The 26,359-nt window shown below is 65.7% G+C and carries 31 protein-coding genes and 3 tRNA genes; 20 read left to right on the top strand and 14 right to left on the bottom strand.

The features are described from left to right. Position 1: 1 nt before the first annotated feature. From ACFQPB_RS02595 to ACFQPB_RS02585, 3 genes are read right to left on the bottom strand one after another with little or no spacing between them, the layout of a single operon-like run. Complete coding sequence (locus ACFQPB_RS02595) at positions 2 to 1,717, bottom strand: sensor histidine kinase (RefSeq protein WP_382219551.1); 1,716 nt, start codon at positions 1,715 to 1,717, stop codon at positions 2 to 4. 9 nt (positions 1,718 to 1,726) lie between these two features. Further along, positions 1,727 to 1,972 carry a PP0621 family protein gene (locus ACFQPB_RS02590; protein ID WP_382203193.1) on the bottom strand — a complete coding sequence of 82 codons (246 nt, stop codon included), beginning with the start codon at positions 1,970 to 1,972 and terminating at the stop codon, positions 1,727 to 1,729. Further along, the gene (locus ACFQPB_RS02585; RefSeq protein WP_382219549.1) at positions 1,969 to 2,760 is read right to left on the bottom strand and encodes a cytochrome C assembly family protein; all 792 of its coding nucleotides are present in this window, start codon (positions 2,758 to 2,760) and stop codon (positions 1,969 to 1,971) included. Before ACFQPB_RS02585 ends, ACFQPB_RS02590 begins: the two co-directional genes overlap by 4 nt. Before the next feature lie 78 nt (positions 2,761 to 2,838). On the opposite strand from ACFQPB_RS02585, the gene ffh reads away from it, so the two are divergent. The 5 genes from ffh to ACFQPB_RS02560 all read left to right on the top strand — a co-directional run bounded on the left by ffh (position 2,839) and on the right by ACFQPB_RS02560 (position 6,999). Further along, complete coding sequence (gene ffh / locus ACFQPB_RS02580) at positions 2,839 to 4,218, top strand: signal recognition particle protein (protein ID WP_382219547.1); 1,380 nt, start codon at positions 2,839 to 2,841, stop codon at positions 4,216 to 4,218. A gap of 1 nt (position 4,219) precedes the next feature. Further along, complete coding sequence (locus ACFQPB_RS02575) at positions 4,220 to 4,846, top strand: hypothetical protein (protein ID WP_382219546.1); 627 nt, start codon at positions 4,220 to 4,222, stop codon at positions 4,844 to 4,846. A 62-nt stretch (positions 4,847 to 4,908) separates the two neighbouring features. Beyond that, positions 4,909 to 5,832, top strand: a complete 924-nt coding sequence (lpxC, locus tag ACFQPB_RS02570; protein ID WP_382203196.1) for a UDP-3-O-acyl-N-acetylglucosamine deacetylase — start codon at positions 4,909 to 4,911, stop codon at positions 5,830 to 5,832. A 26-nt stretch (positions 5,833 to 5,858) separates the two neighbouring features. Then, the gene (locus tag ACFQPB_RS02565; protein WP_382203197.1) at positions 5,859 to 6,035 is read left to right on the top strand and encodes a hypothetical protein; all 177 of its coding nucleotides are present in this window, start codon (positions 5,859 to 5,861) and stop codon (positions 6,033 to 6,035) included. 85 nt (positions 6,036 to 6,120) lie between these two features. Then, the gene (locus ACFQPB_RS02560; protein WP_382219544.1) at positions 6,121 to 6,999 is read left to right on the top strand and encodes a DMT family transporter; all 879 of its coding nucleotides are present in this window, start codon (positions 6,121 to 6,123) and stop codon (positions 6,997 to 6,999) included. Between the two features lie 6 nt (positions 7,000 to 7,005). Here the strand turns inward: ACFQPB_RS02560 and ACFQPB_RS02555 are convergent, their stop codons facing one another. The 4 genes from ACFQPB_RS02555 to ACFQPB_RS02540 all read right to left on the bottom strand — a co-directional run bounded on the left by ACFQPB_RS02555 (position 7,006) and on the right by ACFQPB_RS02540 (position 9,009). Further along, positions 7,006 to 7,410 (bottom strand): type II toxin-antitoxin system VapC family toxin, encoded by a 405-nt coding sequence (locus ACFQPB_RS02555; RefSeq protein WP_382203199.1) that lies wholly within the window; start codon positions 7,408 to 7,410, stop codon positions 7,006 to 7,008. Beyond that, positions 7,407 to 7,643 carry a ribbon-helix-helix domain-containing protein gene (locus tag ACFQPB_RS02550; protein WP_382203200.1) on the bottom strand — a complete coding sequence of 79 codons (237 nt, stop codon included), beginning with the start codon at positions 7,641 to 7,643 and terminating at the stop codon, positions 7,407 to 7,409. The genes ACFQPB_RS02555 and ACFQPB_RS02550 overlap by 4 nt, the downstream gene beginning before the upstream one ends. Positions 7,644 to 7,710: 67 nt before the next feature. After that, on the bottom strand, positions 7,711 to 8,346 hold the full coding sequence (locus ACFQPB_RS02545) for an FMN-binding negative transcriptional regulator (RefSeq protein WP_382219542.1): 636 nt from the start codon (positions 8,344 to 8,346) through the stop codon (positions 7,711 to 7,713). Between the two features lie 12 nt (positions 8,347 to 8,358). Next, positions 8,359 to 9,009 carry a LysE/ArgO family amino acid transporter gene (locus ACFQPB_RS02540; RefSeq protein ID WP_382220113.1) on the bottom strand — a complete coding sequence of 217 codons (651 nt, stop codon included), beginning with the start codon at positions 9,007 to 9,009 and terminating at the stop codon, positions 8,359 to 8,361. A gap of 81 nt (positions 9,010 to 9,090) precedes the next feature. On the opposite strand from ACFQPB_RS02540, the gene ACFQPB_RS02535 reads away from it, so the two are divergent. From ACFQPB_RS02535 to ACFQPB_RS02515, 5 genes are all read left to right on the top strand, one after another. Then, positions 9,091 to 9,990 carry a LysR family transcriptional regulator ArgP gene (locus ACFQPB_RS02535; RefSeq protein WP_382219540.1) on the top strand — a complete coding sequence of 300 codons (900 nt, stop codon included), beginning with the start codon at positions 9,091 to 9,093 and terminating at the stop codon, positions 9,988 to 9,990. Between the two features lie 79 nt (positions 9,991 to 10,069). Continuing rightward, positions 10,070 to 11,128 carry an aldo/keto reductase gene (locus tag ACFQPB_RS02530; RefSeq protein WP_382219538.1) on the top strand — a complete coding sequence of 353 codons (1,059 nt, stop codon included), beginning with the start codon at positions 10,070 to 10,072 and terminating at the stop codon, positions 11,126 to 11,128. Between the two features lie 10 nt (positions 11,129 to 11,138). Continuing rightward, positions 11,139 to 11,630, top strand: a complete 492-nt coding sequence (locus ACFQPB_RS02525) for an aminoacyl-tRNA deacylase (RefSeq protein WP_382219536.1) — start codon at positions 11,139 to 11,141, stop codon at positions 11,628 to 11,630. Positions 11,631 to 11,647: 17 nt separating this feature from the next. Then, a complete protein-coding gene (gene plsY / locus ACFQPB_RS02520) occupies positions 11,648 to 12,277 on the top strand; it encodes a glycerol-3-phosphate 1-O-acyltransferase PlsY (protein WP_382219535.1) in 630 nt (209 codons plus the stop codon). Further along, positions 12,274 to 12,633, top strand: coding sequence for a RidA family protein (locus ACFQPB_RS02515; protein WP_382219533.1), 360 nt, complete (start codon positions 12,274 to 12,276; stop codon positions 12,631 to 12,633). Before plsY ends, ACFQPB_RS02515 begins: the two co-directional genes overlap by 4 nt. Positions 12,634 to 12,779: 146 nt before the next feature. Here ACFQPB_RS02515 and ACFQPB_RS02510 read toward each other — a convergent pair whose 3' ends face one another. Genes ACFQPB_RS02510 through ACFQPB_RS02500 form a run of 3 tightly spaced genes read right to left on the bottom strand, consistent with a single transcriptional unit; the run spans position 12,780 to position 14,892 of the window. Next, positions 12,780 to 13,739, bottom strand: a complete 960-nt coding sequence (locus ACFQPB_RS02510; protein ID WP_382203207.1) for an HD-GYP domain-containing protein — start codon at positions 13,737 to 13,739, stop codon at positions 12,780 to 12,782. Positions 13,740 to 13,750: 11 nt separating this feature from the next. Continuing rightward, on the bottom strand, positions 13,751 to 14,398 hold the full coding sequence (locus ACFQPB_RS02505; RefSeq protein WP_382219531.1) for a retropepsin-like aspartic protease family protein: 648 nt from the start codon (positions 14,396 to 14,398) through the stop codon (positions 13,751 to 13,753). An 8-nt stretch (positions 14,399 to 14,406) separates the two neighbouring features. Next, the gene (locus tag ACFQPB_RS02500) at positions 14,407 to 14,892 is read right to left on the bottom strand and encodes a YajQ family cyclic di-GMP-binding protein (RefSeq protein WP_382203209.1); all 486 of its coding nucleotides are present in this window, start codon (positions 14,890 to 14,892) and stop codon (positions 14,407 to 14,409) included. Between the two features lie 38 nt (positions 14,893 to 14,930). Here ACFQPB_RS02500 and murB point away from each other — a divergent pair, with 38 nt between their 5' ends. Continuing rightward, the gene (gene murB / locus ACFQPB_RS02495; protein WP_382219529.1) at positions 14,931 to 15,983 is read left to right on the top strand and encodes a UDP-N-acetylmuramate dehydrogenase; all 1,053 of its coding nucleotides are present in this window, start codon (positions 14,931 to 14,933) and stop codon (positions 15,981 to 15,983) included. Between the two features lie 18 nt (positions 15,984 to 16,001). Here murB and ACFQPB_RS02490 read toward each other — a convergent pair whose 3' ends face one another. From ACFQPB_RS02490 to ACFQPB_RS02475, 4 genes are all read right to left on the bottom strand, one after another. After that, positions 16,002 to 16,712 carry a response regulator transcription factor gene (locus ACFQPB_RS02490; RefSeq protein ID WP_382219527.1) on the bottom strand — a complete coding sequence of 237 codons (711 nt, stop codon included), beginning with the start codon at positions 16,710 to 16,712 and terminating at the stop codon, positions 16,002 to 16,004. A gap of 162 nt (positions 16,713 to 16,874) precedes the next feature. After that, on the bottom strand, positions 16,875 to 18,215 hold the full coding sequence (argG, locus tag ACFQPB_RS02485; RefSeq protein WP_382219526.1) for an argininosuccinate synthase: 1,341 nt from the start codon (positions 18,213 to 18,215) through the stop codon (positions 16,875 to 16,877). 16 nt (positions 18,216 to 18,231) lie between these two features. Continuing rightward, entirely contained in the window at positions 18,232 to 18,549 is a 318-nt protein-coding gene (gene ppnP, locus ACFQPB_RS02480) for a pyrimidine/purine nucleoside phosphorylase (RefSeq protein WP_382219524.1), read from the bottom strand. Between the two features lie 30 nt (positions 18,550 to 18,579). Further along, positions 18,580 to 18,924: an ArsC family reductase gene (locus ACFQPB_RS02475; RefSeq protein ID WP_382219523.1), complete on the bottom strand. Its 345-nt coding sequence runs from the start codon at positions 18,922 to 18,924 to the stop codon at positions 18,580 to 18,582. A 54-nt stretch (positions 18,925 to 18,978) separates the two neighbouring features. Here ACFQPB_RS02475 and folC point away from each other — a divergent pair, with 54 nt between their 5' ends. From folC to ACFQPB_RS02430, 9 genes are all read left to right on the top strand, one after another. Continuing rightward, on the top strand, positions 18,979 to 20,340 hold the full coding sequence (gene folC, locus ACFQPB_RS02470) for a bifunctional tetrahydrofolate synthase/dihydrofolate synthase (RefSeq protein WP_382219521.1): 1,362 nt from the start codon (positions 18,979 to 18,981) through the stop codon (positions 20,338 to 20,340). A 44-nt stretch (positions 20,341 to 20,384) separates the two neighbouring features. Beyond that, entirely contained in the window at positions 20,385 to 21,113 is a 729-nt protein-coding gene (locus tag ACFQPB_RS02465; protein ID WP_382219519.1) for an SPOR domain-containing protein, read from the top strand. A 34-nt stretch (positions 21,114 to 21,147) separates the two neighbouring features. Continuing rightward, positions 21,148 to 21,633 (top strand): CvpA family protein, encoded by a 486-nt coding sequence (locus tag ACFQPB_RS02460; RefSeq protein WP_382220111.1) that lies wholly within the window; start codon positions 21,148 to 21,150, stop codon positions 21,631 to 21,633. Positions 21,634 to 21,644: 11 nt separating this feature from the next. Further along, a complete protein-coding gene (gene purF, locus ACFQPB_RS02455) occupies positions 21,645 to 23,150 on the top strand; it encodes an amidophosphoribosyltransferase (RefSeq protein ID WP_382219517.1) in 1,506 nt (501 codons plus the stop codon). Positions 23,151 to 23,153: 3 nt separating this feature from the next. Next, on the top strand, positions 23,154 to 24,350 hold the full coding sequence (locus ACFQPB_RS02450; protein ID WP_382219515.1) for an O-succinylhomoserine sulfhydrylase: 1,197 nt from the start codon (positions 23,154 to 23,156) through the stop codon (positions 24,348 to 24,350). 2 nt (positions 24,351 to 24,352) lie between these two features. Beyond that, complete coding sequence (gene gltX, locus ACFQPB_RS02445) at positions 24,353 to 25,747, top strand: glutamate--tRNA ligase (RefSeq protein WP_382219514.1); 1,395 nt, start codon at positions 24,353 to 24,355, stop codon at positions 25,745 to 25,747. An 89-nt stretch (positions 25,748 to 25,836) separates the two neighbouring features. Beyond that, positions 25,837 to 25,912 (top strand) — tRNA-Ala (locus ACFQPB_RS02440). A 95-nt stretch (positions 25,913 to 26,007) separates the two neighbouring features. Beyond that, positions 26,008 to 26,083: transfer RNA gene (locus ACFQPB_RS02435), tRNA-Glu, on the top strand. A gap of 53 nt (positions 26,084 to 26,136) precedes the next feature. After that, a tRNA-Asp gene (locus ACFQPB_RS02430) sits at positions 26,137 to 26,213 on the top strand. Positions 26,214 to 26,359 lie beyond the last annotated feature (146 nt).

The raw sequence follows: 26,359 nt of genomic DNA, 5'->3' as shown, positions 1-26,359 counted from the left end.
GTCAGGCTTGGGGCGCGAGGCGGTTCAGGCGCGGCAGATCGACGGCAAATTCATTGCCATCGCGTTGCTCCAGCAGGCTGCGCTGGTAGCTGATGTGGGCACCATAACGCTCGCACAGTTCACGGCAAATGTACAAGCCCAACCCGCTGCTGCGGCTCTCGGAGGAAAAGAAGGGCTCAAACAGGTGGCGGCGCACGCCCGCATCCAGCGGTTGGCCGTCGCTCCACACGCTCAGGCGCACCCGGTGCAAGCCCACCGGCACGGTGCTCACCAGAATGCAGGCGGGCGTGCCGCTGGCGTAGCGCAAGGCGTTGTCCAGCAGGTTGACCAGCAGGCGCCGCAGGTGCTCGGGGTCGAAGCCCACATGTACCTGTGGGCAGTGTGCGCGCACCTCCACCAGCGGCTGGCAGCCATTTTGTTGTGCCCAGTCGTGGGTGATGGTGTGGGTGTGCAGATCCAGCGGCAGGGCCGGGCCCTGGCCCGTCGATGCCATGCCGGGCTCCAGCCGCGCCACGTTGAGCACATCGTCCACGATGCGGGCCAGCCGTTGCGCGTTCTGTCCGATCATGGCCGTGAGCCGGCGTTGGGTGGGCGCCTGCAGCTCTTCGTCGAGCAGGGCGTTGGCCTGCGAGATGGCCGCCAGCGGGTTGCGAATTTCGTGCGCCACGGCGGCCGACATGCGGCCCATGGCCGCCAGTTTTTCGGTGCGCACACGCGCTTCCATCTCGCGCAGGTCTTCCAGAAAGACCACGCACAGGTGCTCGGAGGCCTCGCCATGTTGCCCAGTCAGGTGGGTGCGCGCGAGCAGCTTGCGGTTGACACCCTGGCCGAGGTCAAGCCGCACCTCCTCCTCCATGGCGGTGCCGGTGGCAAAGGTGCGCTGCACCAGTTGCAGAACGGCCTGCCAGGCTTGTGGACTGCCCAGATCGACGGCGTTCGACGCGTCCACCGGGACGCCTTCGGTGTGCAACATGGCTTCGGCGGCCGGGTTGGCATGCCGTGCGCGGCCTTGCTGGTCAATCACCAACACCCCCTCGGACAAGCCCTCGATCACCAGTTCGTTCACCCGTGCTTGCGTGCGCGCGGCACGCTGGCTGCTCTGGGCCAGCGCCTCCTCGCGCGCCAGGCGCAGTGCCAGCTGGTTGGCCAGCAGCGCGACCAGAAAAAAGCCGGTGCCGGTCAGCCCGGTCTGCAACAGCCGGGTGGTCGATTCGGCGCCACTGGACAGCAGGTTCCAGCCCGTGTCGAACAGCAGGAACAGCGTGACAGCTGCTGCGGTGGCCAGGCTCAACAACAGCGTGCCCAGCACCGATGCCAGCAGCAAAGGCAGCACAAACAGCGGCGTGTAGTTGAAGTTGCCTTGCTGGAAAAACTGCAGGCAGCCGAAGGCCGTGATGTCGATGACCAACGTCCAGATCCAGCGCAGATCGACCCGGCGCCCACCATCGCTGCGTGGCGCCCACCGCAACGAGGCCAGGGTGGACACGAGGTAGGCGGCCGTCAGCCCCACCAGCCAGGGCGTGCTGCTGCCAGCCATGGTGTTGACCCAGGCCTGCAGCCCCAGCAACACCACTGCCACCAGCACCCGGGCCTGCATGAAAGCGGTCCACAGGCGGTTGAAGGACTGAGCGTGGGTGTCGCCGGGTGCCTGTGCACCGTGGTCGGACGGCTGGAACCAGCTGGGCACGAAGGTCGATGCCGCATCGGTTCGGTTCATGTCAGGGCCTCATGCCTCGTGTTGACGCAGGTGGTCCTGACTGCAGTAGGTGCCTCGCGCGCCTGCCACAGCGTCCAGGGCCGGGAGGTGCAGGCCACAGTGCGCACAAGACACCATCTCGGCCGGGGGCTGTGCTGCTGGCGGCGGCATGGGCGCCTGAGGCGCGGGCGGCTCGTCGCGGGCTTCTTCGGCGCGGTTGCGCCGCCACAGCCAGACGCCGGCCAGCACCACCAGGATGACCAGCACGAACTTCATGCGCGTTGCAGCAACACTTCGAGCACGAAGCGCGACCCCACGTAACCCAGCAGCAGCAGACCCGCGCCCGCGTACAACACGCGCACGGCGGTGCGGCCACGCCAACCCAGGCGCCAACGGCCCCACAACAGCACGGCGGTGGTCAGCCAGGCCAGCAGCGAAAACACGGTCTTGTGGTTCCAAACCCAGCCGCCGGTGAGCTCGTGGGCAAACCAGCCGCCGACCAGCAACGTGGCGCTCAGCAGCACAAAACCCGCACCCACAAAACGGAAGGTGAGGCCTTCCAGTGCCAGCAGGGGCAGACCAGGCGAGGCATCGCGGCCGGTGCGCATGGCCTGTTCGGCCCGGCGCATCAGCCAGGCGTGGAACACGGCCAGCGCAAACATGGCGTAGGAGGCCACGCCCAGTGCCCAGTGCACCGGCAGCCACTGGGTGGGCAGGTTGTGCTGGTCGCTGCCGGGAAACACCCAGGCCAGCAGCACCGCCAACGTGCCCAGGCCGGCCAGCGCCAGGGTGGATTGCAAGCGCGGGTAGACCCAGGTTTCCACGGCATAGACCGCCAACACCAGCCACGCGGTGACCGACAAGGCCGGTGCAAAGCCGAATTTGGGCGGATCGGCGCTGAAGCCGGCGATCAGGGCCGCCGCGTGCAGCAGCCATGTGGCGCTCATCAGGGTCCGCTGTGCAGGGGCCTGCCAGCGCAGGCGTCCCAGGGCCAGCGCGGCATAGCCCAGCGCGGCCGCCAGGGCCAGCGCGGTGTTCCACCAGGGGCTCGCGGCTAAAATCATCCGCACAGTTTAACGGTCCCGTCCCACCCGACGCGGCGCCGCTGCCGCCCGCAGGCGGCTTTCCAACCGGTTTTCATCATGGCCTCAGCCCTCTCCGAAAAACTCTCACGCATCGTCAAGGAAATGCGCGGCCAGGCCCGCATCACCGAAGCCAACGTGGCCGACATGATGCGCGAGGTGCGCCTGGCCCTGTTGGAGGCCGACGTGGCCCTGCCGGTGGTGCGCGATTTTGTGGCCCGCGTGAAAGAGAAGGCGCTGGGCCAGGAGGTGGTGGGCTCGCTCACGCCGGGTCAGGTGCTGGTGAGCGTGGTCAACCGCGAGCTGGCCGCCACCATGGGCCAGGGCGTGGCCGACATCAACCTCGCTGCCCAGCCGCCGGCGGTCATCCTGATGGCAGGCCTGCAAGGCGCCGGCAAAACCACCACCACCGCCAAGCTGGCCAAACACCTGATCGAGAAGCGCAAGAAAAAGGTGCTGACCGTTTCGGGCGACGTCTACCGCCCGGCGGCCATCGAGCAGCTCAAAACCGTGACCAAACAGGCGGGCGCCGAGTGGTTCCCCAGCACGCCAGACCAAAAACCGGTGGACATCGCCCACGCCGCGCTGGATTACGCGCGCAAACGCCATTTCGACGTGCTGCTGGTGGACACCGCCGGCCGCTTGGCCATCGACGAAGCGCTGATGCTTGAAATCAAGCAGCTGCACGCCACGCTCAACCCGGTGGAGACGCTGTTTGTGGTGGATGCCATGCAGGGTCAGGATGCGATCAACACCGCCAAGGCCTTCAAGGAAGCGCTGCCGCTGACCGGCATCATCCTCACCAAGATGGACGGCGATTCGCGGGGTGGCGCGGCGCTGTCGGTGCGTGCCATCACCGGCGCGCCCATCAAGTTTGCCGGTGTGTCCGAGAAGATCGACGGGCTGGAGGTGTTCGATGCCGAGCGCCACGCTGGGCGCATCCTGGGCATGGGCGACATCGTGGCGCTGGTCGAGCAGGTCACCGCCGGTGTGGACATGGCGCAGGCCCAGCGCCTGGCCGCCAAGGTCAAGAGCGGCGAGGGATTTGACCTTGACGACTTCCTCGACCAGATCCGCCAGATGAAAAAGATGGGCGGCCTCTCCAGCTTCATGGACAAGCTGCCCAGCGCCATGGCCGCCAAGGCCAGCGAGGCCGACCTGAGCCGCGCCGAGAAAGACATCAAGCGCAAGGAAGGCATCATCTGCAGCATGACGCCGCTGGAGCGCCGCAAGCCCGACGTCATCAAGGCCACGCGCAAGCGCCGCATCGCCGCCGGGGCGGGCGTCCACGTGCAAGAGGTCAACCGCCTGCTCAAGGAGTTCGAGCAGATGCAGGGCATGATGAAGAAGATGAAGGGTGGCGGCCTCATGAAGATGATGAAGCGCATGGGCGGCCTGCCAGGCATGGGCAAGGGCATGCCCAAGTTGCCGGGCATGTGACGTGCTCGTCTGGCTGGAGGCCACATTGGCCCTGCTGGCCTTGGCCGTGGCGTTGAGTCTGCGGCCCTGGCGCATGCTTCAGGGCGGGGCGCTCACGCCGTGGATGGCCACCATCGTGTTTTTGCCGCTGCTGTGGCTGTTGCCACAACGCATGCCACCCGGCTTGGCTGTCCAGTTCTCGGGCGCCTGTTTGCTGGTGCTGATGGTGGGCTGGCCATTGGCGGTGCTGGCTTTGTGTGTGGTCGCGTTGGTGGTGTGGGCCTTGGGTTCACTGAGCGCGGTGGCCGTGCTCTCGCAACTGGTGTGGGTGGGGTTGGTGCCCGCCACGCTCGCGCTGCTGTTGGGTGCGGCCCTGCGGCGCTGGTTGCCGCCCAACCCGTTTGTGTATGTGCTGGGCCGAGGTTTTCTGGGCACGGCAGCCTGTGTGTTTGTGGCCGGTGCGGTGCAAGAACTGCTGTACCGCCTGGTGGGCCAGGTGGGTTTGGAGCAGGCCCTGGTGGCGCACTGGCTCATGGCATGGGGCGACGCGTTTTTGACCGGTATGGGTGCGGCCATCTTCGTGGCTTTCGCCCCGCAGTGGTTGGCCACCTGGTCGGACACGCGCTACTTGCGCCCACCCGAGCCGTGACACTATGGCGGCCATAGCCTGATCAACCAGCAGCCAAACGCTCAAAAAAGTAAAATTGCGACGTGCTGCAACAACGAACCCTCAAATCCCTCACCCGCGCCGTGGGCGTCGGCCTGCACAGTGGCCAGCGTGTGGAGCTGACGCTGCGCCCGGCGCAGCCCGACACCGGCATTGTGTTCCGCCGTGTGGACCTGCCCGAGCCGGTGGACATCCCGGTGTCGGCCACGTCGGTCACCGATACCCGCCTGGCGTCCACCATCTCGCGCGATGGCGCCCGGGTGCACACCATCGAGCACCTCATGAGCGCCTGTGCCGGGCTGGGCATCGACAACCTCTACGTCGACATCACGGCCGAGGAAGTGCCCATCCTCGACGGCTCGGCCGCCTCCTTTGTGTACCTGCTGCAGAGCGCCGGCATCGCGCTGCAAAACGCGCCCAAGCGTTTCATCCGCGTGCTCAAACCGGTGGAAGTGCGCGAAGGCGAGGGCAAAAACGTCAAGTGGGCCCGGCTGGAACCGTACCACGGCTACAAGCTCAGCTTCGAGATCGAGTTTGACCACCCCGCCGTCAACGCCACCGGGCAACGGGTCGAGTTCGACATGGGCAGCGGCCAGTACGCGCGCGAAATCGCCCGCGCCCGCACCTTCGGCTTCACGCGCGACGTGGAAATGATGCGCGCCAACGGCCTCGCCCTGGGCGGTGGCCTGGACAACGCCATCGTGATGGACGACGTCAAGGTGCTCAACGCGGACGGCCTGCGTTACAGCGACGAATTCGTCAAACACAAAATCCTCGACGCCATTGGCGACCTGTATGTGGTGGGCAAGCCGCTGCTGGCGGCCTACAGCGCCTTCCGTTCGGGGCATGGGCTCAACAACCAGTTGTTGCGGGCCTTGCTGGCCCAGCCAGACGCCTTTGAGGTCGTCGATTTCGAACACCGTTCCCAGGCCCCGCGCGGTTTTGCCGAACCCGCGCCGGCATGGTGAAGCGCCTGATCTGAGGCCGCACACCCATGTTGCTGTTCCGCTGGGCCATGATGTTCCTGCTGCTGGTGGCGGGCGTGTCGTTCGCGTTTTACATCGGCACCGGCCAGGCCAAATACCGCCTTTTTGGTCTGCGTGTGCTCAAGTGGACGGTGATCGCGGCGCTGGGCTTCTTTGGCGTGCTCTTTCTTGAGCGTCTGGCCTGATGGTGACCCCCACGTTCCTCCGCTGCGCGGGTCACTGCCCCCCGAGGGGGCTGTTGCGCCTTGGGGCGGCCCGGCGGCGCAACTGATGCCGACGTCAGGAAACTTGCGCAGCATCCTCGCGATGCTGGGTGCGGTGGCTTTTTTCTCGGTCATGGACACCGTGCTCAAGCTGCTGTCGGCCCATTACCCGGCTTTGCAGGTGGCCGCCTTGCGTGGCCTCACCGCGATGCCGCTGGTGGTGCTCTACGTGGCCTGGCGGCGCGAAGGCCACACCTTGCTCAAGATCCGCTGGCCCTTGCACCTGTTGCGCGGCGTCATCGGGGTGCTCATGCTCAGCCTGTTCACCTTCGCGCTGCGCGAGCTGCCACTGGCCGAGGCTTACACCATCTTCTTTGTCGCGCCGCTGCTGATCACGGTCCTGTCCATCCCGGTGCTCAAGGAGCGCGTGCGCCCCGCCCACTGGGGCGCCATCGCGGTCGGTCTGGTTGGGGTGGTCATCGCCTTGCAGCCGCAGGGCGAGGGCTTTTTCACCTGGGGCGCGTTGGCGGTGCTGGCTGCCGCGCTGTGTTACTCCGTCTCGGCCATCACCGGGCGCCTGCTCAGCCGCACCGATTCGGCCGTGAGCCTGGTGTTCTGGTCCATGGCCATGATCGCGGTGGGCGCCGGCGTGCTGGCCTGGCCGAACTGGGTGCCGGTGCGGGCCGAGCACAGCTGGTTGTTGCTCGCTTTGGCTGGCACGGGTTTCATTGCCCAGCTGTGCATCACCGAAGCCTTCCGCCATGGCCAGGCGTCGGCGGTGGCGCCATTTGAATACACCGCCCTGGCCTGGGGTGCCGGCATCGACTGGCTGCTGTGGCACACCCTGCCACAAGCCCACACATTGACCGGCGCTGCCATCATCATCGCCAGCGGCCTGTACCTCATCCACCTGGAGCGGGGGCGGAACACGGCCTTGCCGCCTTGAGTTGTCTCAAGCCTGGCGCCAGTTCTCGATGCGCAGGCCGCCCACCCGCAAGAACTCCGACACGTTGGATGTGACAACCACCAGCCCACGCGCCAGCCCGCAGCCCGCGATCTGGCAGTCGTAAGGGCCTATGGGGCGGCCTGTCTGTCGCAGCGCCGCGCGCAGGCTTGCCGCCGCTTTGGCGTCGGCTTCTTCAAATGGCAGTGTGGTGATGGACGAGAGAAAGGCGTTGAGGACCGGTGCCAGTTTGTGGGCGCGCTGTGGGTTCAGCAGCAGACCGTAGTCGATTTCCATGCGCGTGACCACCGACACCGCAATCTCGTCTGGCGGCGTGCTTTTCATCGTTGTGAGCACCGCCGCGTCACCCCGCACAAAATCGCTCACGGTGCAGGTGTCGAGCAGGTACTTCATGCCAGTGGGTCGTCCAGTGCGGGCGCCAGGTCGGTTCGTCCCGCTTCGAACGGAGGCATGTCCGGGCTGCCGGTGTGTGACAGCACGGCCGCTGGCCATTGTGGCTGGTGGCGGCGTGCGAGCCACTCCTGCACCGCACGGCGGATCACAGCGTTGCGGTTCTCACCCGCCTGTTGGGCGGCCTCGGTCAAGCGCTGCCCGGTTTGATCGTCGAGATAGATGTTGAAGTGCATGCTGGCCTCTTTATCACACGTCGATATGTTATATCGCGGTGGGAGGTGATGTCCAGCCAGGGATGGATCAGTCCATGGCCTGCTGCACCAAGCCCGCCAGCAACCGTGCCTCCTCGCGCTGTTCGCCCAGCAAGCCGGCCACCGTACCCTCGCGGTCGGCCAGGGCTTCGTCCTGGCTGAGTTTGTGTTTGCCTTCCAGTCGCTCGATAGTGATTTCGATGCCCACGATGGCGCGCAGCAGGCGGTCGATGTAGGCGGTGGGCGCATCGGCCACGCGCCAGGGCTTGGGGCGGGCCGCTTCCTGGGCCTGTGTGAGGCGTTCCAGCATGGCCAGCAGCCAGTCGCGGTCGTTTATGGCGCGCGCCACGCCGTGGGCGTGGATCACCACGTAATCCCAGGTGGGCACCACCTCGCCGTGGGCCGTTTTGCCCGGGTACCACGCCGGTGTGATGTAGGCCTGTGGCCCTTGGAACATGACCACCGACGGCGCCGTGGGGTGCAGATCACGCCACACGCCGTTCGCCCGCGACACGTGCCCGATCAGGGTGCCGTGGGGGCCTCGGCTGCGGTCCAGCACAAAAGGAATGTGGTTGGCGATCAAGCCCTCGGTGCCGGTGCACACCCAGGCGCCCAGCGGGTGTTCGTCGATCAGGTTCAGCAGGGTGGCCGGGTCCTTGGCCTGGTGGTAGCGGGGCAGGTACATGGTGTGTGGGTGTCAGAGCAGGCCGTTCAGGGCATGGCGCACCAGCAGGGCCGTGAGCACCCACATGGTCAGGCCGATCAGGGCATCGAGCACTTGCCAGGCGCGGGGCCGTGCAAACCACGGGGCCAGCCAACGGGCGCCAAAACCCAGCAGGGCAAACCAGCTCAGGCTGGCGACGCTGGCGCCGGCCACGAACCAGCCCCGCAGCGACGCCGGCTGCTGCGCGCCAATGCTGCCCACCAGCAGCACGGTGTCCAAGTAGACGTGGGGGTTGAGCAAGGTGAAGGCCGCCGCCTGGGCCAGCACCGCACCCCGGCCCAGCCGGGCGCCGTCGCGGTTGGCCTGCAGTTGGTGGGCGTGCCGGGCGCGTTGCAAGGCCTGCCAGCCGTACCAGGCCAGGAAGGCCGCGCCTGCCAGCGCCAGCGCCCGTGCCACGCCGGGGCGTTCGCCCAGCGCCTGGGCCATGCCCAGCACACCGGCGCTGACCAGCAAGGCATCGGCCACGGCACAAAAGGCCACCACGGTGCCCACGTGTTCGCGGCGCAGGCCTTGGCGCAGCACAAACGCATTCTGGGCGCCGATGGCGACGATCAGGCCCAGGCTCAGCACCAGGCCCTGGACAAAAGCGGGGGCCACCTGGGCCCACACGAGGGGGTTGGACATCTCGTTCATGGCGCCAGCTTGCCTGTGTTATCAAATGAAGACAAACTGTCTTTGCTGTTGTTGATGAAGAAAAACTGAATCATGTTGGACTATGCCTCTTTGGCGGCGCTGGCCGCTGTGGTGCGTGAAGGCAGCTTTGAGCGCGCTGCCCGCGCCCTGCACGTGACGCCCTCGGCCGTGTCTCAGCGCGTGCGCCTGCTCGAAGAGCGGGTGGGCTGCGCGCTGGTGGTGCGCGGCCAGCCCTGCCTGGCCACCGACACTGGCCGGCGCTTGTGCCAACACGTGGACCGCGTGCGCCTGCTGGAACACGAGCTGCAGGCCGGGCTGCCCACGCTGGACCCGGCGGGCGAGGCGCGGGTGCGGCTGCCTGTGGCCGTGAACGCCGACAGCCTGGCGACCTGGTTTGCCCCCGCCGTGGCCGCCTTCGCTGCCAGCGCGCCGGTGCTGCTGGACGTGGCGGTGGACGACGAAGGCCACACCGCCGAGTGGTTGCGGGGTGGCGCCGTGCTGGCGGCCGTCACGGCCAGCGCGCGCGCCGTGGCGGGTTGCAACCACCGCCCGCTGGGGGCCATGCGCTACCTGGCCGCCGCCAGCCCGGCCTTTGTGCACCAACATTTCGCCGACGGGGTGGACGCGGCCAGCCTGGCACGCGCGCCCAGCTTGGTGTTCAGCCCCAAGGACGAACTGCAGACGCGTTGGGTGCGCCGCCTGTGTGGGCAGCACGTGGAATTGCCGCGCCACACGCTGCCCTCGTCGCAGGCCTTTGTGGTGGCCGCGGCCGCTGGCATGGGCTGGGGCCTGCACCCCGAATCGCTGATCGCCGAGTACCTGCGGCAGGGCACGTTGGTGGCGCTGTTGCCCAACCTGCCATTGGACGTGCCCCTGTACTGGCAGCACGCCCGCGCCACGTCGGCCTTGCTCGATGGGCTGACGCATGCGGTGCTGGCGGCGGCGCGGGCCCGGCTGGTGCCGGCCACTTGAACGCTCGCCACCGAGCGCGGTGCACCCCCGCGTGCTGGCATAAACTCAGCCGCTGTTTGTCCTTCCCGGAACCCCTGTCATGAATCTCGTTTCACTGGGTCAAAGCGACCTGCGCGTCACGCCCATCTGCCTGGGCACCATGACCTTTGGCCAGCAGGTGGCCGAAGCCGAATCGCATCACATCCTGAGCCGCTCGCTGGAGCGTGGCGTCAACTTCATCGACACCGCCGAGATGTACGCCGTCCCGGCCACGGCCGAGACCTGCGGTGCCACCGAAACTTTCATTGGCAACTGGTTGGCCAAGAACCCTGGGGCACGCCAGAAGCTGGTGCTGGCCACCAAGGTGGCCGGGCCGTCGCGCGGCATGCCCTGGATACGCGCCGGGCAGGGCATGACGGGGCAGGACATCCTGGCCTCGTGCGAGGCCAGCCTGCGCCGACTGCAAACCGATGTGATCGACCTCTACCAGATCCATTGGCCTGAGCGCAATGTGCCGGCCTTTGGCGCGCTGTATTTCGACCCCAAGAAGGACCGCGCGGGCACGTCCATCCATGAGCAACTGCAGGCGCTGGGCGAGTTGGTCAAGGCCGGCAAGGTGCGCTACATCGGGCTGTCCAACGAAACGCCCTATGGTGTGCACGAGTTCGTGCGCTTGGCCGAACAACACGGGCTCCCGCGCGTGGCCACGGTGCAAAACCCGTATTGCCTGATCAACCGCAGCCTGGACAACGGCCTGGACGAAACCATGCACCACCTGGGGGTGTCCTTGTTGGCCTATTCGCCGCTGGGCTTTGGCTTGCTGACCGGCAAATACGACGACACCGGCATCCACGGCGTGGCGCAGCCGCAGGGCCGCATGGCCATTTACGAGTCGATGCAGAAACAGCGCTGGGGCCGGCCCGAAGCCCTGGCCGCCGCCAAGCGTTACAACCAGCTTGCGCGCGACAACGGCCTCACGCCCGCGCAACTGGCGCTGGCCTTCTGCTACACCAACTGGCGTGTGGCCAGCACCATCATCGGCGTGACCTCGGTGGCGCAGCTCGATGAGTGCCTGGATGCGTGGGGCACCGAACTGTCGCCTGAACTGCTCAAGCAGATCGACGCCATCCGCTGGGAGTACCGCGACCCTGCACAGTGAGTCTGTTGCGATGGCGAAGAAGGCTCACGTCAGCGAAACACCGGCCACCGCGCTTTTAAAGGCACGGGCCATCGAGTTCACCGAACACCCCTACGAGTACCTGGAGCACGGCGGTGCCCAGCACAGCGCCCAAGTGTTGGGGCTGGACCCGTTTGCGGTTGTCAAGACCTTGATCATGCAGGACGAGAAGGCCCTGCCCCTGGTGGTGTTGATGCATGGCAACCGCACGGTGTCCACCAAAAACCTGGCGCGCCAGATCGGGCGCAAATCGGTGGAGCCCTGCAAGCCAGAGGTGGCCAACCGACACAGTGGCTATCTGGTGGGCGGCACTTCGCCTTTTGGCACCCGCAAAACCATGCCTGTGTTCGTGGAAGAATCCATTCTTTCGCTGCCGCGCATTTGGCTCAACGGCGGCAAACGTGGCTATCTGGTGGGCATCGCGCCGCAGGTCTGTGTGGACTTGCTGGGGGCCCAACCCGTGAGCTGCGCGCTTGAAGAATAAGGACCCACAAGGACCCCATGGAAACGCTTTACCCCGCACTGGCCACCTTGGCCGCCTACCTGATCGGCTCCTTGTCGTTCGCCGTCATCGTCAGCCGCCTCATGGGCTTGAGCGATCCACGCAGCTACGGCAGCAAAAACCCGGGCGCCACCAACGTGCTGCGATCGGGCAACAAGGCGGCGGCCGTCATCACGCTGCTGCTCGATGCCCTCAAGGGCTGGGTGCCGGTGGTGCTGGTGCAGCAGTTCGGCGCCGCTTACGGGCTGGGCGATGCCACGCTGGCGCTGGTGGGTTTGGCCGCGTTTCTGGGCCACCTGTACCCGGTGTTCTTCCGCTTTCAGGGCGGCAAGGGCGTGGCCACGGCGGCCGGTGTGCTGCTGGCTTTTGAGCCCTGGCTGGGTGTGGCCACCTTGCTCAATTGGGTGCTGATCGCCGGCTTTTTTCGCTACTCCTCGCTGGCGTCCATTGCCGCTGCGGTGTTTGCGCCGGTGTACTACCTGATGGGCAACGGTGTGGCCTGGTACATGGCCAAGCCGGTCCTGCTGGCCATTGCCGCCATGAGCGTGCTGCTGCTGTGGCGGCACCGCGAAAACATCAACCGCCTGCTGGCCGGCAAAGAATCCAAACTCGGAGCAAAGAAACCATGAGCGAGAACAACCTGCAGCGTTTCCACGTGGGCCCGCGCCTGAGCGAAGCGGCCGTGTTCAACGGTGTGGTCTACCTGGCCGGCATGGTGCCCGAGCGCGGGGACGCCGACATCCGCGGCCAGACCCAGGACGTGTTGGCCCAGATCGACCAGCGCCTGGCCGAATGTGGCAGCGACAAAACCCGGCTGCTGCGGGTACAGATCTACCTCAGCGACATCCGCGAGATCGGCGCGATGAACGAGGTGTGGGACGCCTGGGTGGCCCCGGGCCACACACCGCCACGCGCCACCGTGCAGGCCGCACTGGGCAACCCGGACTGGAAAATCGAGGTTATCGCCACCGCGGCGCAGTCTTGACGAGGCATTTGTCCAACGCGTTTTCCGCGAGCGACGCCCTTACCTGACCGGGAAACACCGCCGGGCCGGCTTCGCCGGACGGCTGGTGTTGCCCCCTTGAGGGGGGATGCGGCCACACGAAGTGGGCAAGCGACGGGGGTGTGCGATTACACCAGCGCGGCCATCTGCAGCAGCCGCGCGTGGTTCAGGCGCACCCGCACCGTGCGGGTGACAAGGGCGGCCTCCACCTGGTGGGGTTCGGCGTCGGTGTGCACCAGCACCGGGTCGGGAATGGGGTGGGCGTCGGCGTCGAGCACAGGCGCCACGAGGGGCGCGCCGGGCACGTCGGTGCGGCGCAACACCACCGCCACCGACTGGTCTTGCAGACGCACAAAGGTGCCGGGCGGGCAAATGCCCACGGTGCGCAGCAGGGCGTGGCCCACCGGGTCGGGCAGGTTGCCGTTGCGCGCCACCACGTTGCGGCCGGAGTCGGTGATGCAGCGGCCACTGCGGGTTTCGCGCGGGCTGATGAGCGCGGTGTAGCGGTCGGTGGCCATCAGCACGCGGGTCAGCAGGTTGATGGGGGAGGGGTCGTCCGATGGCAGCTCGGGCGCATCGTGGTGGCGGGCGACGATCTCCAGCCACACCGGATCGGACACACCCAGCGTTTCGAGCAGCGCCACGCCCGCGCTGGCGTGCGCGTCGATCTTCTCTTTCTGAGGCGGTGTGGGCTGGCCGGCCTGCAGCGCGAGTTCGTCCTGCACCTGCGTCATGGCGATGTTCATGGTCAGTGCCGCGCGGTTGAGGCTGCGGATCAGCCCGGGGTCGTCGATCTGGGTCGGCGCCACCAGATGGCACAAGCTGGCACACACCAGGGCGTGTGATCCGCTGTAGCCCACATTGCTGGAGGCCGCCAGTTGCAACATCAGGTAGAGCGAGCCGTCGGCATCGGTTTCCAGCAGGGCCACCATGTGCTGTTCGATGAACAGCAGGTCGTGCACAAAGTCGTCGGCCTCGTGCGGGGTGCGCAGCAGGCGCGACAGGCGGTTCTCCAGGTCGGTCCAGGCGCTGATGAGATCCTGTGTCAACCCGGCCGATGGCCATTGTTCGGGAGGAAGGGCTGGCATGGGCTGGGGCCTCAGTAGCGTTTTTCGAGAATGAGCTGGGTGTTGTCGCGCCTTAGCTGGAAGCGCGACAGAAAACTGTTGCCCAGCAGCACGTAGGGCATGGGCATGGGCATGACCACGGCAGGCACGTCGTACAGCGTGGCATCGCCCACCTTCACGCTGTTGAGCCGCACCTGGTAGCCCAGCACCGCGCCGTTGGCGGTGTTCATCTGCACGGGTTTGCCGTCGCCAGGTTTGAGTCCAATGCGTTCGGCATCGGCACGCCCCAATGACACCACCGTCGCGCCGGTGTCCACCATGAACTGCACGTGCCCGCCGTTGATCTGGCCGGCGGTGACAAAATGCCCACCCGGGCCGGCCTCCAGCACCACACGGTTGCTTGCCAATGGCGCGGCCTGTTGGCCCATGCCAATGGGCGCCTGGCCCAGGCGCAGCGTTCGGCGTTCGCCGGACACATCCACCTCCGCGCTGTCGGCCCCCAGGCTCAGCAGCCGCACGCCGGCCACGGTTTGCCCGGGGCTCAAAAAGCGGGGCGCCTCACCGTTGATGACCAGCAAGGCCTTGCCGCTGGACAAACCGGCCAGTTGCACCGCCTGGGCCCAGGCATGGGGCGACGCCGCCAGCACCAGCCAGGTCAGGACAGCGCCCAGGCGTGGCATGGTGGTGCTCAGTCGCGGAAGTTGTCGAAGGACAGGGGCAGGTCCGCCAGGTCCTTCTTGATGATGGCCATGGCGGCCTGCAGGTCGTCGCGCTTGGCGCCGGTGACACGCACGGCGTCGCCCTGGATGGCGCCTTGCACCTTGAGCTTGCTGGCCTTGAGCGCGGCCTGGATTTTTTTGCCGTCTTCGGTGGCGATGCCGCTGCGCACCTTGACCACCTGCTTGACCTTGTCGCCACCGATTTTTTCGATCTTGCCGGCGTCGAGGAAACGCACGTCCACGTTGCGTTTGGTCAGCTTGTTCTTGAGGATGTCATCGACCTGGCCGATCTGGAAATCGCTGTCGCCGAACAAGGTGATTTCCTTGTCCTTGAGTTCCACGGCAGCGCTGCTGCCCTTGAAGTCGAAGCGGGTGCCGATCTCGCGCGAGGTCTGTTCGATGGCGTTTTTCACTTCCACCAGGTTGGGGTCGAGGACGGTGTCAAAAGAAGGCATGGCAGGGGCTTTTCAGAGGCGAATGAGACAATTCGTGGATGTTAGTCGAGAACAACGTGGCGCTCCAGCCATACAACAGCTTCGGTATCGCCGCGCGTGCGCAGCAGTTGGTGCGCGTGCGCCGCAGCGCAGATGTGCAAGTGCTGCTGGGCGCGTCCGAGTGGGCCGACACGCCGCGTTTTGTGCTGGGCGGTGGCAGCAACCTGGTGATCACCGGTGACATCAAGGCGCTGGTGCTCAAGGTGGAAATCGCCGGGCGCCGCCTGGTGGAAGAAACCCCCAAAGGTTGGTTGGTGGAGGCCGGGGCCGGCGAGAACTGGCACGATTTTGTGGCCTGGACCCTGGCCCAGGGCTGGCCTGGCCTGGAAAACCTGGCCCTCATCCCCGGCACCGTGGGCGCTTCACCGGTACAAAACATCGGCGCCTACGGGGTGGAGCTGCAGGACCGTTTCCATTCGCTGGACGCCGTTGAACTCGACACCGGTCACGCCTTCACGCTGGACGCCGCCCAATGCGGTTTTGGCTACCGCGATTCGGTCTTCAAACACGAACGCGCGGGCGACAAAGGCTACGGACTGGCAGGCCGGGCCTTGATCACCCACGTGCGCTTCTGGCTGCCCAAACCCTGGAAGCCGGTGCTGGGCTACCTGGACCTGGAGCGCAAGATGGCGGAAACGGGCAACACCACACCGGACGCCACCACCCTTTTCGACTGGATCGTGGCGATACGCCGCGCCAAGCTGCCCGACCCGGCCGTCATTGGCAACGCGGGCAGCTTTTTCAAGAACCCCACCGTCACGCCCGAGCAGTGCGCCGACATCATTGCCCGCGACCCGAAGGTGGTGCACTACCCCATGGCCGATGGCAGCATCAAGCTGGCGGCTGGCTGGCTCATCGACGCCTGCGGCTGGAAAGGCAAAACCGTGGGCCACGCCGGTGTGTACGAGAAGCAGGCCCTGGTGCTGGTCAACCGGGGCGACGAAGAACACCCTTGCACCGGTGGCGAGGTGATGACCCTGGCGCGTGCCATACAAACCAGCGTCTACGAGCGTTTTGGCATCCGGCTGGAGCCGGAACCGGTGGTGATCTGACGGCGTGCCCGCGCCAATTCAAGTTGCCAGGGCGTCGTTCAAGGCTTCCAGCCGGTAGCCCTGGCGGTACACCGAAACCAGCTTGAAGCCCCGTTCGGGTTGCAGGCCCAGCAACGAGCGCAGCTTGGAGATGTGGGTGTCCAGCGTGCGGCTGGGCAGGGCCTGGGCGTCGGTGTGTTCGGGCGACCACACCGATTCGAGCAGGTGCGCGCGCGACAGCAGCCGCCCCGAGTTGCGGAACAAGAACAGCGCCAGTTCAAACTCTTTTTTGGTCAGCGTCACCGGCTGGCCTTCCACCTCCACCGCGCACTGGTCGGCCAGAAAACGGTAGGGGCCCCAGCTGAGGTCCTTGGGCACTTGCTCCGCATAACTGCGCCGCAGCAGCGCCGTGACCCGTGCGCTGAGTTCGCCCACGCGCACCGGCTTGACCATGAAATCGTCGGCGCCCGCACTCAGGCCTTCGATGATGGCCGCTTCGTCTTGGCGGCTGGTGAGAAACAGGATGGGCACCATTTCCTTGACGTGTTGGCGCACCCACTGCACCACTTCGGGCCCGGTGCTGTCGGGCAAAGCCCAGTCCACCATCAGCAGGTCAAAACTCTCCCGCAGGAGCATCTTCTGAAACTGTTTGGCGGTCAGAAACGTGTGGCACTCGTGGCCCATGGTCTTGAGTGCAAACCGGGTCTGCTCCAACTGCCCTTCGTCGTCGTCCAGGCTGGCAATTCTCATTGTTCTCTCCCTCTCGATGTCGGTCGCGTCCGGACTTTGGAGCCCGGTTTGCGTTGAACGAGAGGTGTAGCACAAAAGTCAAACTATGTAAATTGACGGCTTTGCTGTGTCTGGACCAAAAAAAGACGCCGAAGCGTCTTTTTTTGGTAGCGGGTCAACGCCTCACTTCTTTTTGTCGCCTTCCAGGCGCAGCATGCTGGCGCCTTCGCCCAGCGACAGCAGGCCGGTGTGGGCGTAGATGCCCAGCTTGGCGCGCGTGTCGGTGATGTCGAGGTTGCGCATGGTGAGTTGGCCAATGCGGTCCAGCGGGGTGAAGGGCGCGTCTTCCACCTTTTCCATGCTCAGGCGCTCGGGCGCGTAGGTCAGGTTGGGGCTGTCGGTGTTGAGGATGCTGTAGTCGTTGCCACGGCGCAGTTCCAGCGTCACCTCGCCGGTGACGGCGCGGGCCACCCAGCGCTGGGCGGTTTCACGCAGCATGATGGCTTGCGGATCGAACCAGCGGCCCTGGTACAGCAGACGGCCCAGGCGCAGGCCGTTGATGCGGTACTGCTCGATGGTGTCCTCGTTGTGGATGCCAGTGACCAAACGCTCGTAGGCGATGTGCAGCAGGGCCATGCCGGGGGCTTCGTAGATGCCGCGGCTCTTGGCTTCGATGATGCGGTTCTCGATCTGGTCGCTCATGCCCAGGCCGTGGCGCCCGCCGATTTCGTTGGCCTTGAGGAACAGGGCCACCGGGTCGGTGAAGGTTTCACCGTTGAGGGCGACCGGCTGGCCCTCCTCGAAGCGCACCGTCACTTCTTCGGCCTTCACTTCGACTTCAGGCTTCCAGAAGGCCACGCCCATGATGGGGTTGACGATGCGGATGCCGCTGCTCAGCAGCTCCAAGTCCTTGGCCTCGTGGGTGGCGCCCAGCATGTTGCTGTCGGTGCTGTAGGCCTTCTCGGCGCTCATCTTGTAGCCAAAACCGTTGGCCGTCATGAAGGCGCTCATCTCGCTGCGGCCGCCCAGCTCGTCGATGAACTGCTGGTCCAGCCAGGGTTTGTAGATCTTCAGGCTGGGGTTGGTCAGCAGGCCGTAGCGGTAGAAGCGCTCGATGTCGTTGCCCTTGAAGGTGCTGCCGTCGCCCCAGATGTTGACGTCGTCTTCCTTCATGGCCGCCACCAGCATGGTGCCGGTCACGGCGCGGCCCAGCGGGGTGGTGTTGAAGTAGGTGATGCCGCCGGTGCTGATATGGAAGGCGCCGCACTGGATGGCAGCAATGCCTTCGTGCGCCAGCTGGGTGCGGCAGTCCACCAGACGGGCCTGCTCGGCACCGTATTCCATGGCCTTGCGCGGGATCTCGTCGTAGTCCGACTCGTCGGGCTGGCCCAGGTTGGCGGTGTAGGCGTAGGGCACGGCGCCCTTTTGTTTCATCCACAGCAGGGCGGCGGAGGTGTCCAGACCGCCCGAGAAAGCGATACCGACTTTTTGCCCTTTGGGCAGGTTTTGCAGGATGGTGGCCATGGTGGAAAAGCGCTGATTAGCCGAAGTGGCAGATGTAGTGGTAGGCCTCGGTCACGCGGATGTCGAAGCTGCTGTTGCCGGGGACGCTGAATTTTTCGCCGGGGCCGGACTTGACCCAGGTGTCGCTGCCCTTGAGTTTGTACTCGCAGCCACCAGCCACACATTCCATGATTTCAGGCGCGCCGGTGTTGAAGGTCAGGGTGGCGGGCAGCACCACGCCCACCGACTTTTTGGTGCCGTCGGCGAAGGTGACGCCGTGGCTGACACATTTGCCGTCGAAGTAGACGCTGGCCTGGGTGTTGACGGACACGCCGTCGAGGGTGGTGGTGGTCATGGGTGGGTGTGGGCGGAAAAATCCAACATTTTAGATTCGGGCTTCCCAGTCCTCGGCTTTGAAGCCCACGGTCACTGCGTTGGCCCATAACACCACCGGGCGTTTGATGGTGCTGGGCTGGGCCAGCATGACGGCGCGGGCGGCGGCGGCATCGGTGACGGCGGCGCGGGTGGTTTCGTCAAGTTGGCGCCAGCTCGTGCCTTTGCGGTTGAGCACGGTTTCCCAGCCCACGGCGGCCAGCCAGTGGTCCAGCGCGGCCTCGGGCACGCCCTGTTTTTTGAAGTCGTGGAAAACGTGTTCGACGCCGTGTTCCGTCAGCCAGGTGCGGGCCTTTTTCACGGTGTCGCAGTTGGGGATGCCGTAGAGGGTGATCATCAGTGGATTGTCCCGTATCCGGCGCGGCCTGGGCAGGCCTGCGAAAATCGGTGGATGACCACCGCCGCCGCACCGCTTCCCGACACCCTGGCCGACTGGCTGGCCCATTGCGAACGCCAACACCCCAAGGGCCAGCAGGGCATCATCCTCGGGCTCGACCGTGTGCGCGAAGTGGCGCAGCGCCTCAATGGTGGTGCGGGTTTGCGCTTTGAGGTGCCCGTGGTCACCGTGGCTGGCACCAACGGCAAGGGCTCCACCTGCGCCATGCTGGAGGCCATCTGCCAGCAGGCGGGCTACCGCACCGGTGTCTACACTTCGCCTCACCTGGTGCATTTTGAAGAGCGCTGCCGCGTGCTGGGGCAGTCCATCGCGGCGGCCGAGCTGCTGCCGGCCTTTGCCGACGTGGAGCGTGCGCGCCTGGACGGCCCGCCCATCGTGCTCACCTATTTCGAGTTCACGACCCTGGCCATCCTGCTCACGCTGTCGCGCCAACCGCTGGACGTGGTGGTGCTGGAGGTGGGCTTGGGCGGGCGGCTGGACGCGGTGAACATCGTCGATGCCGACTGCGCCGTCATCACCAGCATCGACCTCGACCACACCGACCTGCTGGGGGCCGACCGCGAGGCCATTGGCTACGAGAAGGCCGGCATCATGCGCACCGGCCGCCCGGTGGTGCTGAGCGACCCCATGCCGCCCCAGAGCGTGATCGACCGCGCCCGCGAAATCGACGCGCCGCTGTGGCGCATCGGGGCCGACTTCCACTTTGCAGGTGACCGCCAACAATGGGGTTGGGCCATGCACCCCAGCCACGGCGGGCGCCGCTATGCCGGGCTGGCGTACCCTGCGCTGCGTGGCGCCAACCAACTGGTCAACGCCTCGGGTGTGCTCGCCGCGCTCGAAGCGCTGCGCCCGCGCCTGCCGGTGACGGCACAGGCCGTGCGCAACGGCCTGGCCATGGTCGATTTGCCGGGGCGTTTCCAGATCGTCCCTGGCCAACCGGCCCTGGTGCTGGACGTGGCCCACAACCCGCATTCGGTGGCCGCCCTGGCCGAAAACCTGGACGCGATGGGCTTCTACCCCACCACCCACGCCGTCTTCGGTGCCATGGCCGACAAGGACCTGGCGCCCATGCTGGCGCGCGTGGCGCCGTTGATGGACCGCTGGTACTTCACCGACCTGCCGTCGCCCCGCGCCGCGCCCGCCGCCCAACTGCTGGCCGCGTGGAACGACGCGGGCTTGGCAAAGGGCAAAAACGTGCCCGTGTCCACCCACGCCACCCCTCAGGCGGCGCTGGACGCGGCGGTGGCCCAGGCAGACCCCGCTGATAGAATCGTGGTCTTCGGTTCGTTCTACACGGTCGGCGGGGTGTTGCAAGCGGGTGTGCCGCGCCTGACGGCTCCGCATCTGGCGGCCTGACCCCGGCGCCTTCGATTTTTCCCCCGCGGCTTCCACGCAAACCCATGTCCAAGTCCCGTTCCGTCAGTCAGGGCGTTGCCGCCGCTCCCGAAAGCCTGGACGCCGTGCGCCGGCGCGCACGCCACCGGCTCATCGGCGCGGCGGTGCTGGTGCTGGTGGGGGTGGTCGGTTTTCCCCTGTTGTTCGATACCCAGCCGCGCCCAATCGCGGTGGACATCCCCATCGAGATCCCGTCGCGCCAGGCCGCCAAGCCCTTGCTCGCGCCGCCCAAGCCCGACGCCACGGCCTCGGTGAAAGACAGCCTGGACGAACGCGAGCAGGTGGTGGCCGCAGGCGCACCCGCCACGCCACCCGCGCCCGCCGCGGTGCCCAAGCCGGCACCGGTCGAGCCCAAACAGGAAGCCAAGCCGGAACCCAAGCCCGAAGTCAAACCCGAGGGCAAACCCGAGGTCAAGGCGGAGCCCAAACCCGAACCCAAATCGGCTGCCCGCCCCGATGCCACCGAGGGCGCGCGCGCCCAGGCTGCGCTGGAGGACAAGGCGGTCGAGCGTATCGTGGTGCAGGTGGGTGCCTACGCCGAACGTGCGCGCGCGCAAGAAGTTCGGCAAAAGCTGGAGCGCGCCGGCCTCAAAACTTACACCCATGTGGCCAACACGCCGGACGGCGAGCGCATCCGCGTGCGCATCGGCCCTTACGAGAACCGGGCCGAGGCCGAGAAGGCTGCGGCCAAGGTCAAGGGCCTGGGCTTGCCCACGGCCATCCTCACGCTGTGACGGCCTGGCCGTCCCGCTGGTCCGCCCCATGAACATCGCCACCGTCGATCTGCTGCTGCTGCTGGTGCTGTTGATCTCGGTTGTCATCGGCGCCTGGCGCGGCCTGCTGTACGAGGTGCTCTCGGTGATCGGCTGGGTGGCGGCGTTTGTGCTGGCGCAGTGGTGGGCGGTGGCCGTGGGCGAGTGGTTGCCGCTGGGCGAGGCGGCTGAGCCTTTGCGCTACGCCGCCGGTTTTGCGCTGGTGTTTGTGGCGGTGGCGTTTGCCGCCGGCCTGCTGGCTTGGCTGGTCAAGAAATTGGTCGAGTCCGTGGGCTTGCGCCCGGTGGACCGCACCCTGGGTGCGCTGTTTGGTTTGTTTCGTGGTGCTGTGGTCTTGCTGGCCGTGGCCCTGGTGGTGGTGATGACGCCACTGCGCGAGGCCGATGCCTGGCGCGAGTCCATGGGGGCCCAAACCCTGGGCCACACCTTGCACAACCTGCGCCCCCTGTTGCCCGAACCCCTGGTTACCTACATCCCCTGAGGACCCTCCCCATGTGTGGCATTGTTGGCGTTGTTCACAACGCACCCGTCAACCAGCTCATTTACGACGCCTTGCTGCTGTTGCAGCACCGTGGCCAGGATGCCGCCGGCATCGTCACCCAGCTGGACCGCAAGTTTTTCATGCACAAGGCCAAGGGCATGGTGCGTGACGTGTTCCGCACCCGCAACATGCGGGCCCTGCCCGGCCACACCGGTCTGGGTCAGGTGCGTTACCCCACGGCGGGCAATGCGTTCAGCGAAGAAGAGGCCCAGCCCTTCTACGTCAACGCGCCCTTTGGCCTGGTGCTGGTGCACAACGGCAACCTCACCAACGCGCACGCGCTCAAACACGAGCTGTTCCAGACCGACCACCGCCACATCAACACCGAGAGCGATTCCGAGGTCTTGCTCAACGTGGTGGCGCACGAAATCGAAAAGTCCACGCGCGGTGTGCCGCTGCAAGTGGACGATGTGTTCAAGGCCGTGCGTGCGGTGCACAAGCGCATCAAAGGTTCTTACGCCGTCATCTCGCTGATTGCCGGCCACGGATTGCTGGCCTTCCGCGATCCGTTCGGCATCCGACCGCTGTGTATCGGTCGCAACGCCGAAGGCGCTTTTATGGTGGCCAGCGAATCGGTGGCCTTGGAAGGCGCGGGTTTTGTGTTCGAGCGCGATGTGGCGCCGGGCGAAGCGGTGTTTGTCACCCTCGACGGCCAACTGCACAGCCAGCAGTGTGCCGATGCGCCGCAGCACTACCCTTGCGTGTTCGAGTTTGTCTACCTGGCGCGGCCCGATTCGGTGCTGGATGGCATCTCGGTCTACCAGGCGCGTCTGAACATGGGCGAGACGCTGGCCAAGCGCGTCATCTCGACCGTACCGCCCAACGAAATCGATGTGGTCATCCCCATCCCCGAATCGAGCCGTCCCAGCGCCATGCAGCTGGCGCAACTGCTGGGCATTCCCTACCGCGAAGGTTTCGTGAAGAACCGCTACGTGGGCCGCACCTTCATCATGCCCGGCCAGGCGGTGCGCAAGAAGTCGGTGCGCCAGAAGCTCAACGTGATTGGCAGCGAGTTCAAGGGCCGCAACGTGTTGTTGGTGGACGATTCCATCGTGCGTGGCACCACGTCGAAGGAAATTGTGCAGATGGCGCGCGACGCCGGTGCGCGCAAGGTCTACATGGCCAGCGCTGCGCCGCCGGTGCGTTACCCCAACGTGTACGGCATCGACATGCCGACCAAAAGCGAGTTGGTGGCGCACGGTCGCACGGTGGACGAAATCCGCCAGATCATCGGTTGCGACGCCCTGATTTACCAGGACGTGGATGCGATGAAAAAGGCCATCGGCTCGCTCAACCCCACGCTGGCGGGCTTTGACGCCTCGTGTTTTGACGGTGTCTACGTGACCGGCGACGTGACCTCGGACGACATCGTTCGCCTGAACGAAAAGCGCGTGGGCACAGAAGAGGGCGACGACGACACCTCGCGCCTGGCGCTGCCGAATTCGCAAGAGGGCTGACCCATGACCCGTGCTTTGCACCCCGACACCCTGGCCGTGCGCGAGGCGGTGGAGCGTTCGCAGTACGGCGAAAACTCCGAAGCGCTGTACCTCACCAGCGGCTACGTGCAGCCCAGTGCCGAAGCCTCGGCGCGGCGTTTTGCCGGTGACGAAGACGGCTTCACCTACGGCCGCTACGGCAATCCCACGGTGGCCAGCTTCGAGCGCCGCCTGGCGGCCATGGAAGGGGCCGAGGCCTGCATGTCCACCGCTTCGGGCATGTCGGCCATTCTCATGATGTGCCTGGGCCTGCTCAAGGCCGGCGACCATGTCATTTGCTCGCAGTCCATGTTCGGTTCCACCATCAAACTGATCGGCTCCGACCTGGCCAAGTTCGGCGTCGAGTCCAGCTTCGTGTCGCAGACCGACGTGAGCGCCTGGCAAGCGGCGGTGAAGCCCAACACCCGCCTGCTGTTTGCCGAAACGCCCACCAACCCGCTGACCGAGGTGTGCGACATCCAGGCCCTGGCCAACATCGCACACAACGCCGGCGCGCTGCTGGCGGTGGACAACTGTTTTGCCACGCCGGTGCTGCAAAAGCCCATGCGCTTCGGGGCCGACATCGTCATGCACTCCGGCACCAAATATCTGGATGGTCAGGGCCGTGTGATGGCCGGCGCGCTGTGCGCCAGCCAGCAATTGGTGACCGAGAAATTCCTGCCTGTGCTCAAGAGCGGGGGCATGACGCTGGCGCCCTTCAACGCCTGGGTGGTGCTCAAGGGGCTGGAGACGCTGGACATTCGCATGCGTGCCCAGACCGAAAAGGCCCATGCGCTGGCCGGCTGGCTGCAAGACCACCCGGCCGTGGCCCGTGTGTATTACCCCGGCCTGAGCAGCCACCCACAGCACGAACTGGCCATGAAACAACAATCGGGCCTGGGCGGCGCGGTGCTCTCCTTCGACGTCAAGGCGTCGGACGCCGACCAGGCACGCCAGCGCGCCTTCCACGTGCTGGATTCGCTGCAGGTGCTGTCGCTCTCCACCAACCTGGGCGACACCAAAACCCTGTGTGCCCACCCCGCCAGCACCTCGCACGGCCGCCTCACCGAGGGCCAACGCCAAGCCGCCGGCATCGGCCAGGGGCTGGTGCGCGTGGCCGTGGGCCTGGAACATTTTGACGACGTGACCGCCGACCTCGACCGCGGCCTCAGCAGCTTCTGAACATGACGATGACCACCCAGGTTCGCACCCGCTTTGCTCCCTCGCCCACCGGTTTCATCCACCTGGGCAACATCCGTTCGGCCTTGTACCCGTGGGCCTTTGCCCGCGCCAGCGGTGGCACCTTCATCCTGCGCATCGAAGACACCGATCTGGAGCGATCCAGCCAGGCCGCCGTGGATGTGATCATTGAAGGCATGAAGTGGCTGGGCCTGGACCACGACGAAGGCCCGTTCTACCAAATGCAGCGCATGGAGCGCTACAAGGCGGTGCTGGCCGAGATGGTGGAACAAGGTCTGGTCTACCCCTGCTACATGAGCGTGGCCGAACTGGACGCCCTGCGTGAGCGCCAAATGGCAGCTAAGGAAAAACCGCGCTACGACGGCACCTGGCGGCCCGAGCCCGGCAAGGTGTTGCCCGCCGTGCCCGATGGCGTCAAGCCCGTGCTGCGGTTCAAGAACCCGCAGGGTGGCGTGGTGGCCTGGGACGACAAGGTCAAGGGCCGTGTCGAGTTCAGCAATGACGAACTCGACGACCTGGTGATTGCACGCCCCGACGGCACGCCCACTTACAACTTCTGTGTGGTGGTGGACGACATCGACATGGCCATCACCCATGTGATCCGGGGTGACGACCACGTCAACAACACGCCGCGCCAGATCAACATCTTCCGCGCCTTGGGCAAAGAGCCGCCCGTGTACGCCCATTTGCCCACCGTGCTCAACGAGCAGGGCGAGAAGATGAGCAAGCGCAACGGCGCCAAGCCCGTGACGCAGTACCGCGAAGAAGGCTACCTGCCCGATGCCATGGTCAACTACCTGGCCCGCCTGGGCTGGAGCCACGGCGACGACGAGATCTTCAGCCGCGAACAGTTTCTGGCGTGGTTCAACCTCGATCACCTGGGCAGCAGCGCCGGCCGTTTTGACGAAGCCAAGCTGCGTTGGGTCAACGCCCAGCACCTCAAGGCATTGGGCAACGAGGTGCTTGCACCGCTGGTGACCGAGCAGTTGGCAAAACGCGGCATCACCGCCGATGCCCGCTTGCCCGCGCTGTGTGCGCTCTACAAAGACCGCTGCGACACCACCGTGGCCTTGGCCGACTGGGCGCAGGCCCACTACACCGACGTGACGCCCAAGGCCGAGGACCTGGCCCAGCACGTGACCGAAGCCGTCAAGCCCGCGATCGCCTCGCTGGCCCAGCGCCTGCAAGCCTGCGCCTGGGACAAGGCATCGATTGCCGCCGCGCTCAAGGAAACGCTGGCCGAACATGGCTTGAAGATGCCCCAGCTGGCGATGCCCGTGCGGGTGTTGGTCATGGGCACGCCCAACACGCCATCGCTGGATGCGGTGCTTGAACAGCACGATCGCGAAAAAATTTGTGCGCGCTTGCAAAAAGTATAAAAACTCCCCTATAATTTGAGGCTCGCTAGGTCGCAACGACAAACGGTGAAAACTGAATGTAAAAGTGATCAAGCGTTGCAGAGTTTGTTGGGGGTATAGCTCAGCTGGGAGAGCGCTTGCATGGCATGCAAGAGGTCAGCGGTTCGATCCCGCTTACCTCCACCAATAAAGCACAGAAAAACGCAGTTTTTAGGTGCTAGAATGCGAGGCTTCGGAAGTCGCAAGGCTTTTGAAGAAAACTGGAAACAGTCCAAGGTTTTGACCCTATCGTCTAGAGGCCTAGGACATCACCCTTTCACGGTGAGTACCGGGGTTCGAATCCCCGTAGGGTCGCCAAGTTGTAGCGCTTGGTTGGTTGATGTGAATTGACCAGCGAATGCTGCCTACCAGGAGTGGTAGTTCAGTTGGTTAGAATACCGGCCTGTCACGCCGGGGGTCGCGGGTTCGAGTCCCGTCCACTCCGCCAAGGTAAAAGCAAAACCGTTGTAAGTCGTTGACTTGCAACGGTTTTTTGTTTTTCAGACCGTTGTTTTGCTACCCCGTTCATGGGTCGGCAGTGCTACCCCGAAACGACTTCGGTGTAGCAGTTTGGCGGTGCCGAAGCCTTCGGCT

The sequence above is a fragment of the Hydrogenophaga atypica genome, from assembly GCF_042665215.1.
GTDB classification, from domain to species: Bacteria; Pseudomonadota; Gammaproteobacteria; order Burkholderiales; family Burkholderiaceae_C; genus Hydrogenophaga; species Hydrogenophaga defluvii_A.
The sequence above is the reverse complement of the archived record's forward strand: the minus strand, read 5'-3'. Positions and strand labels throughout refer to the sequence as shown.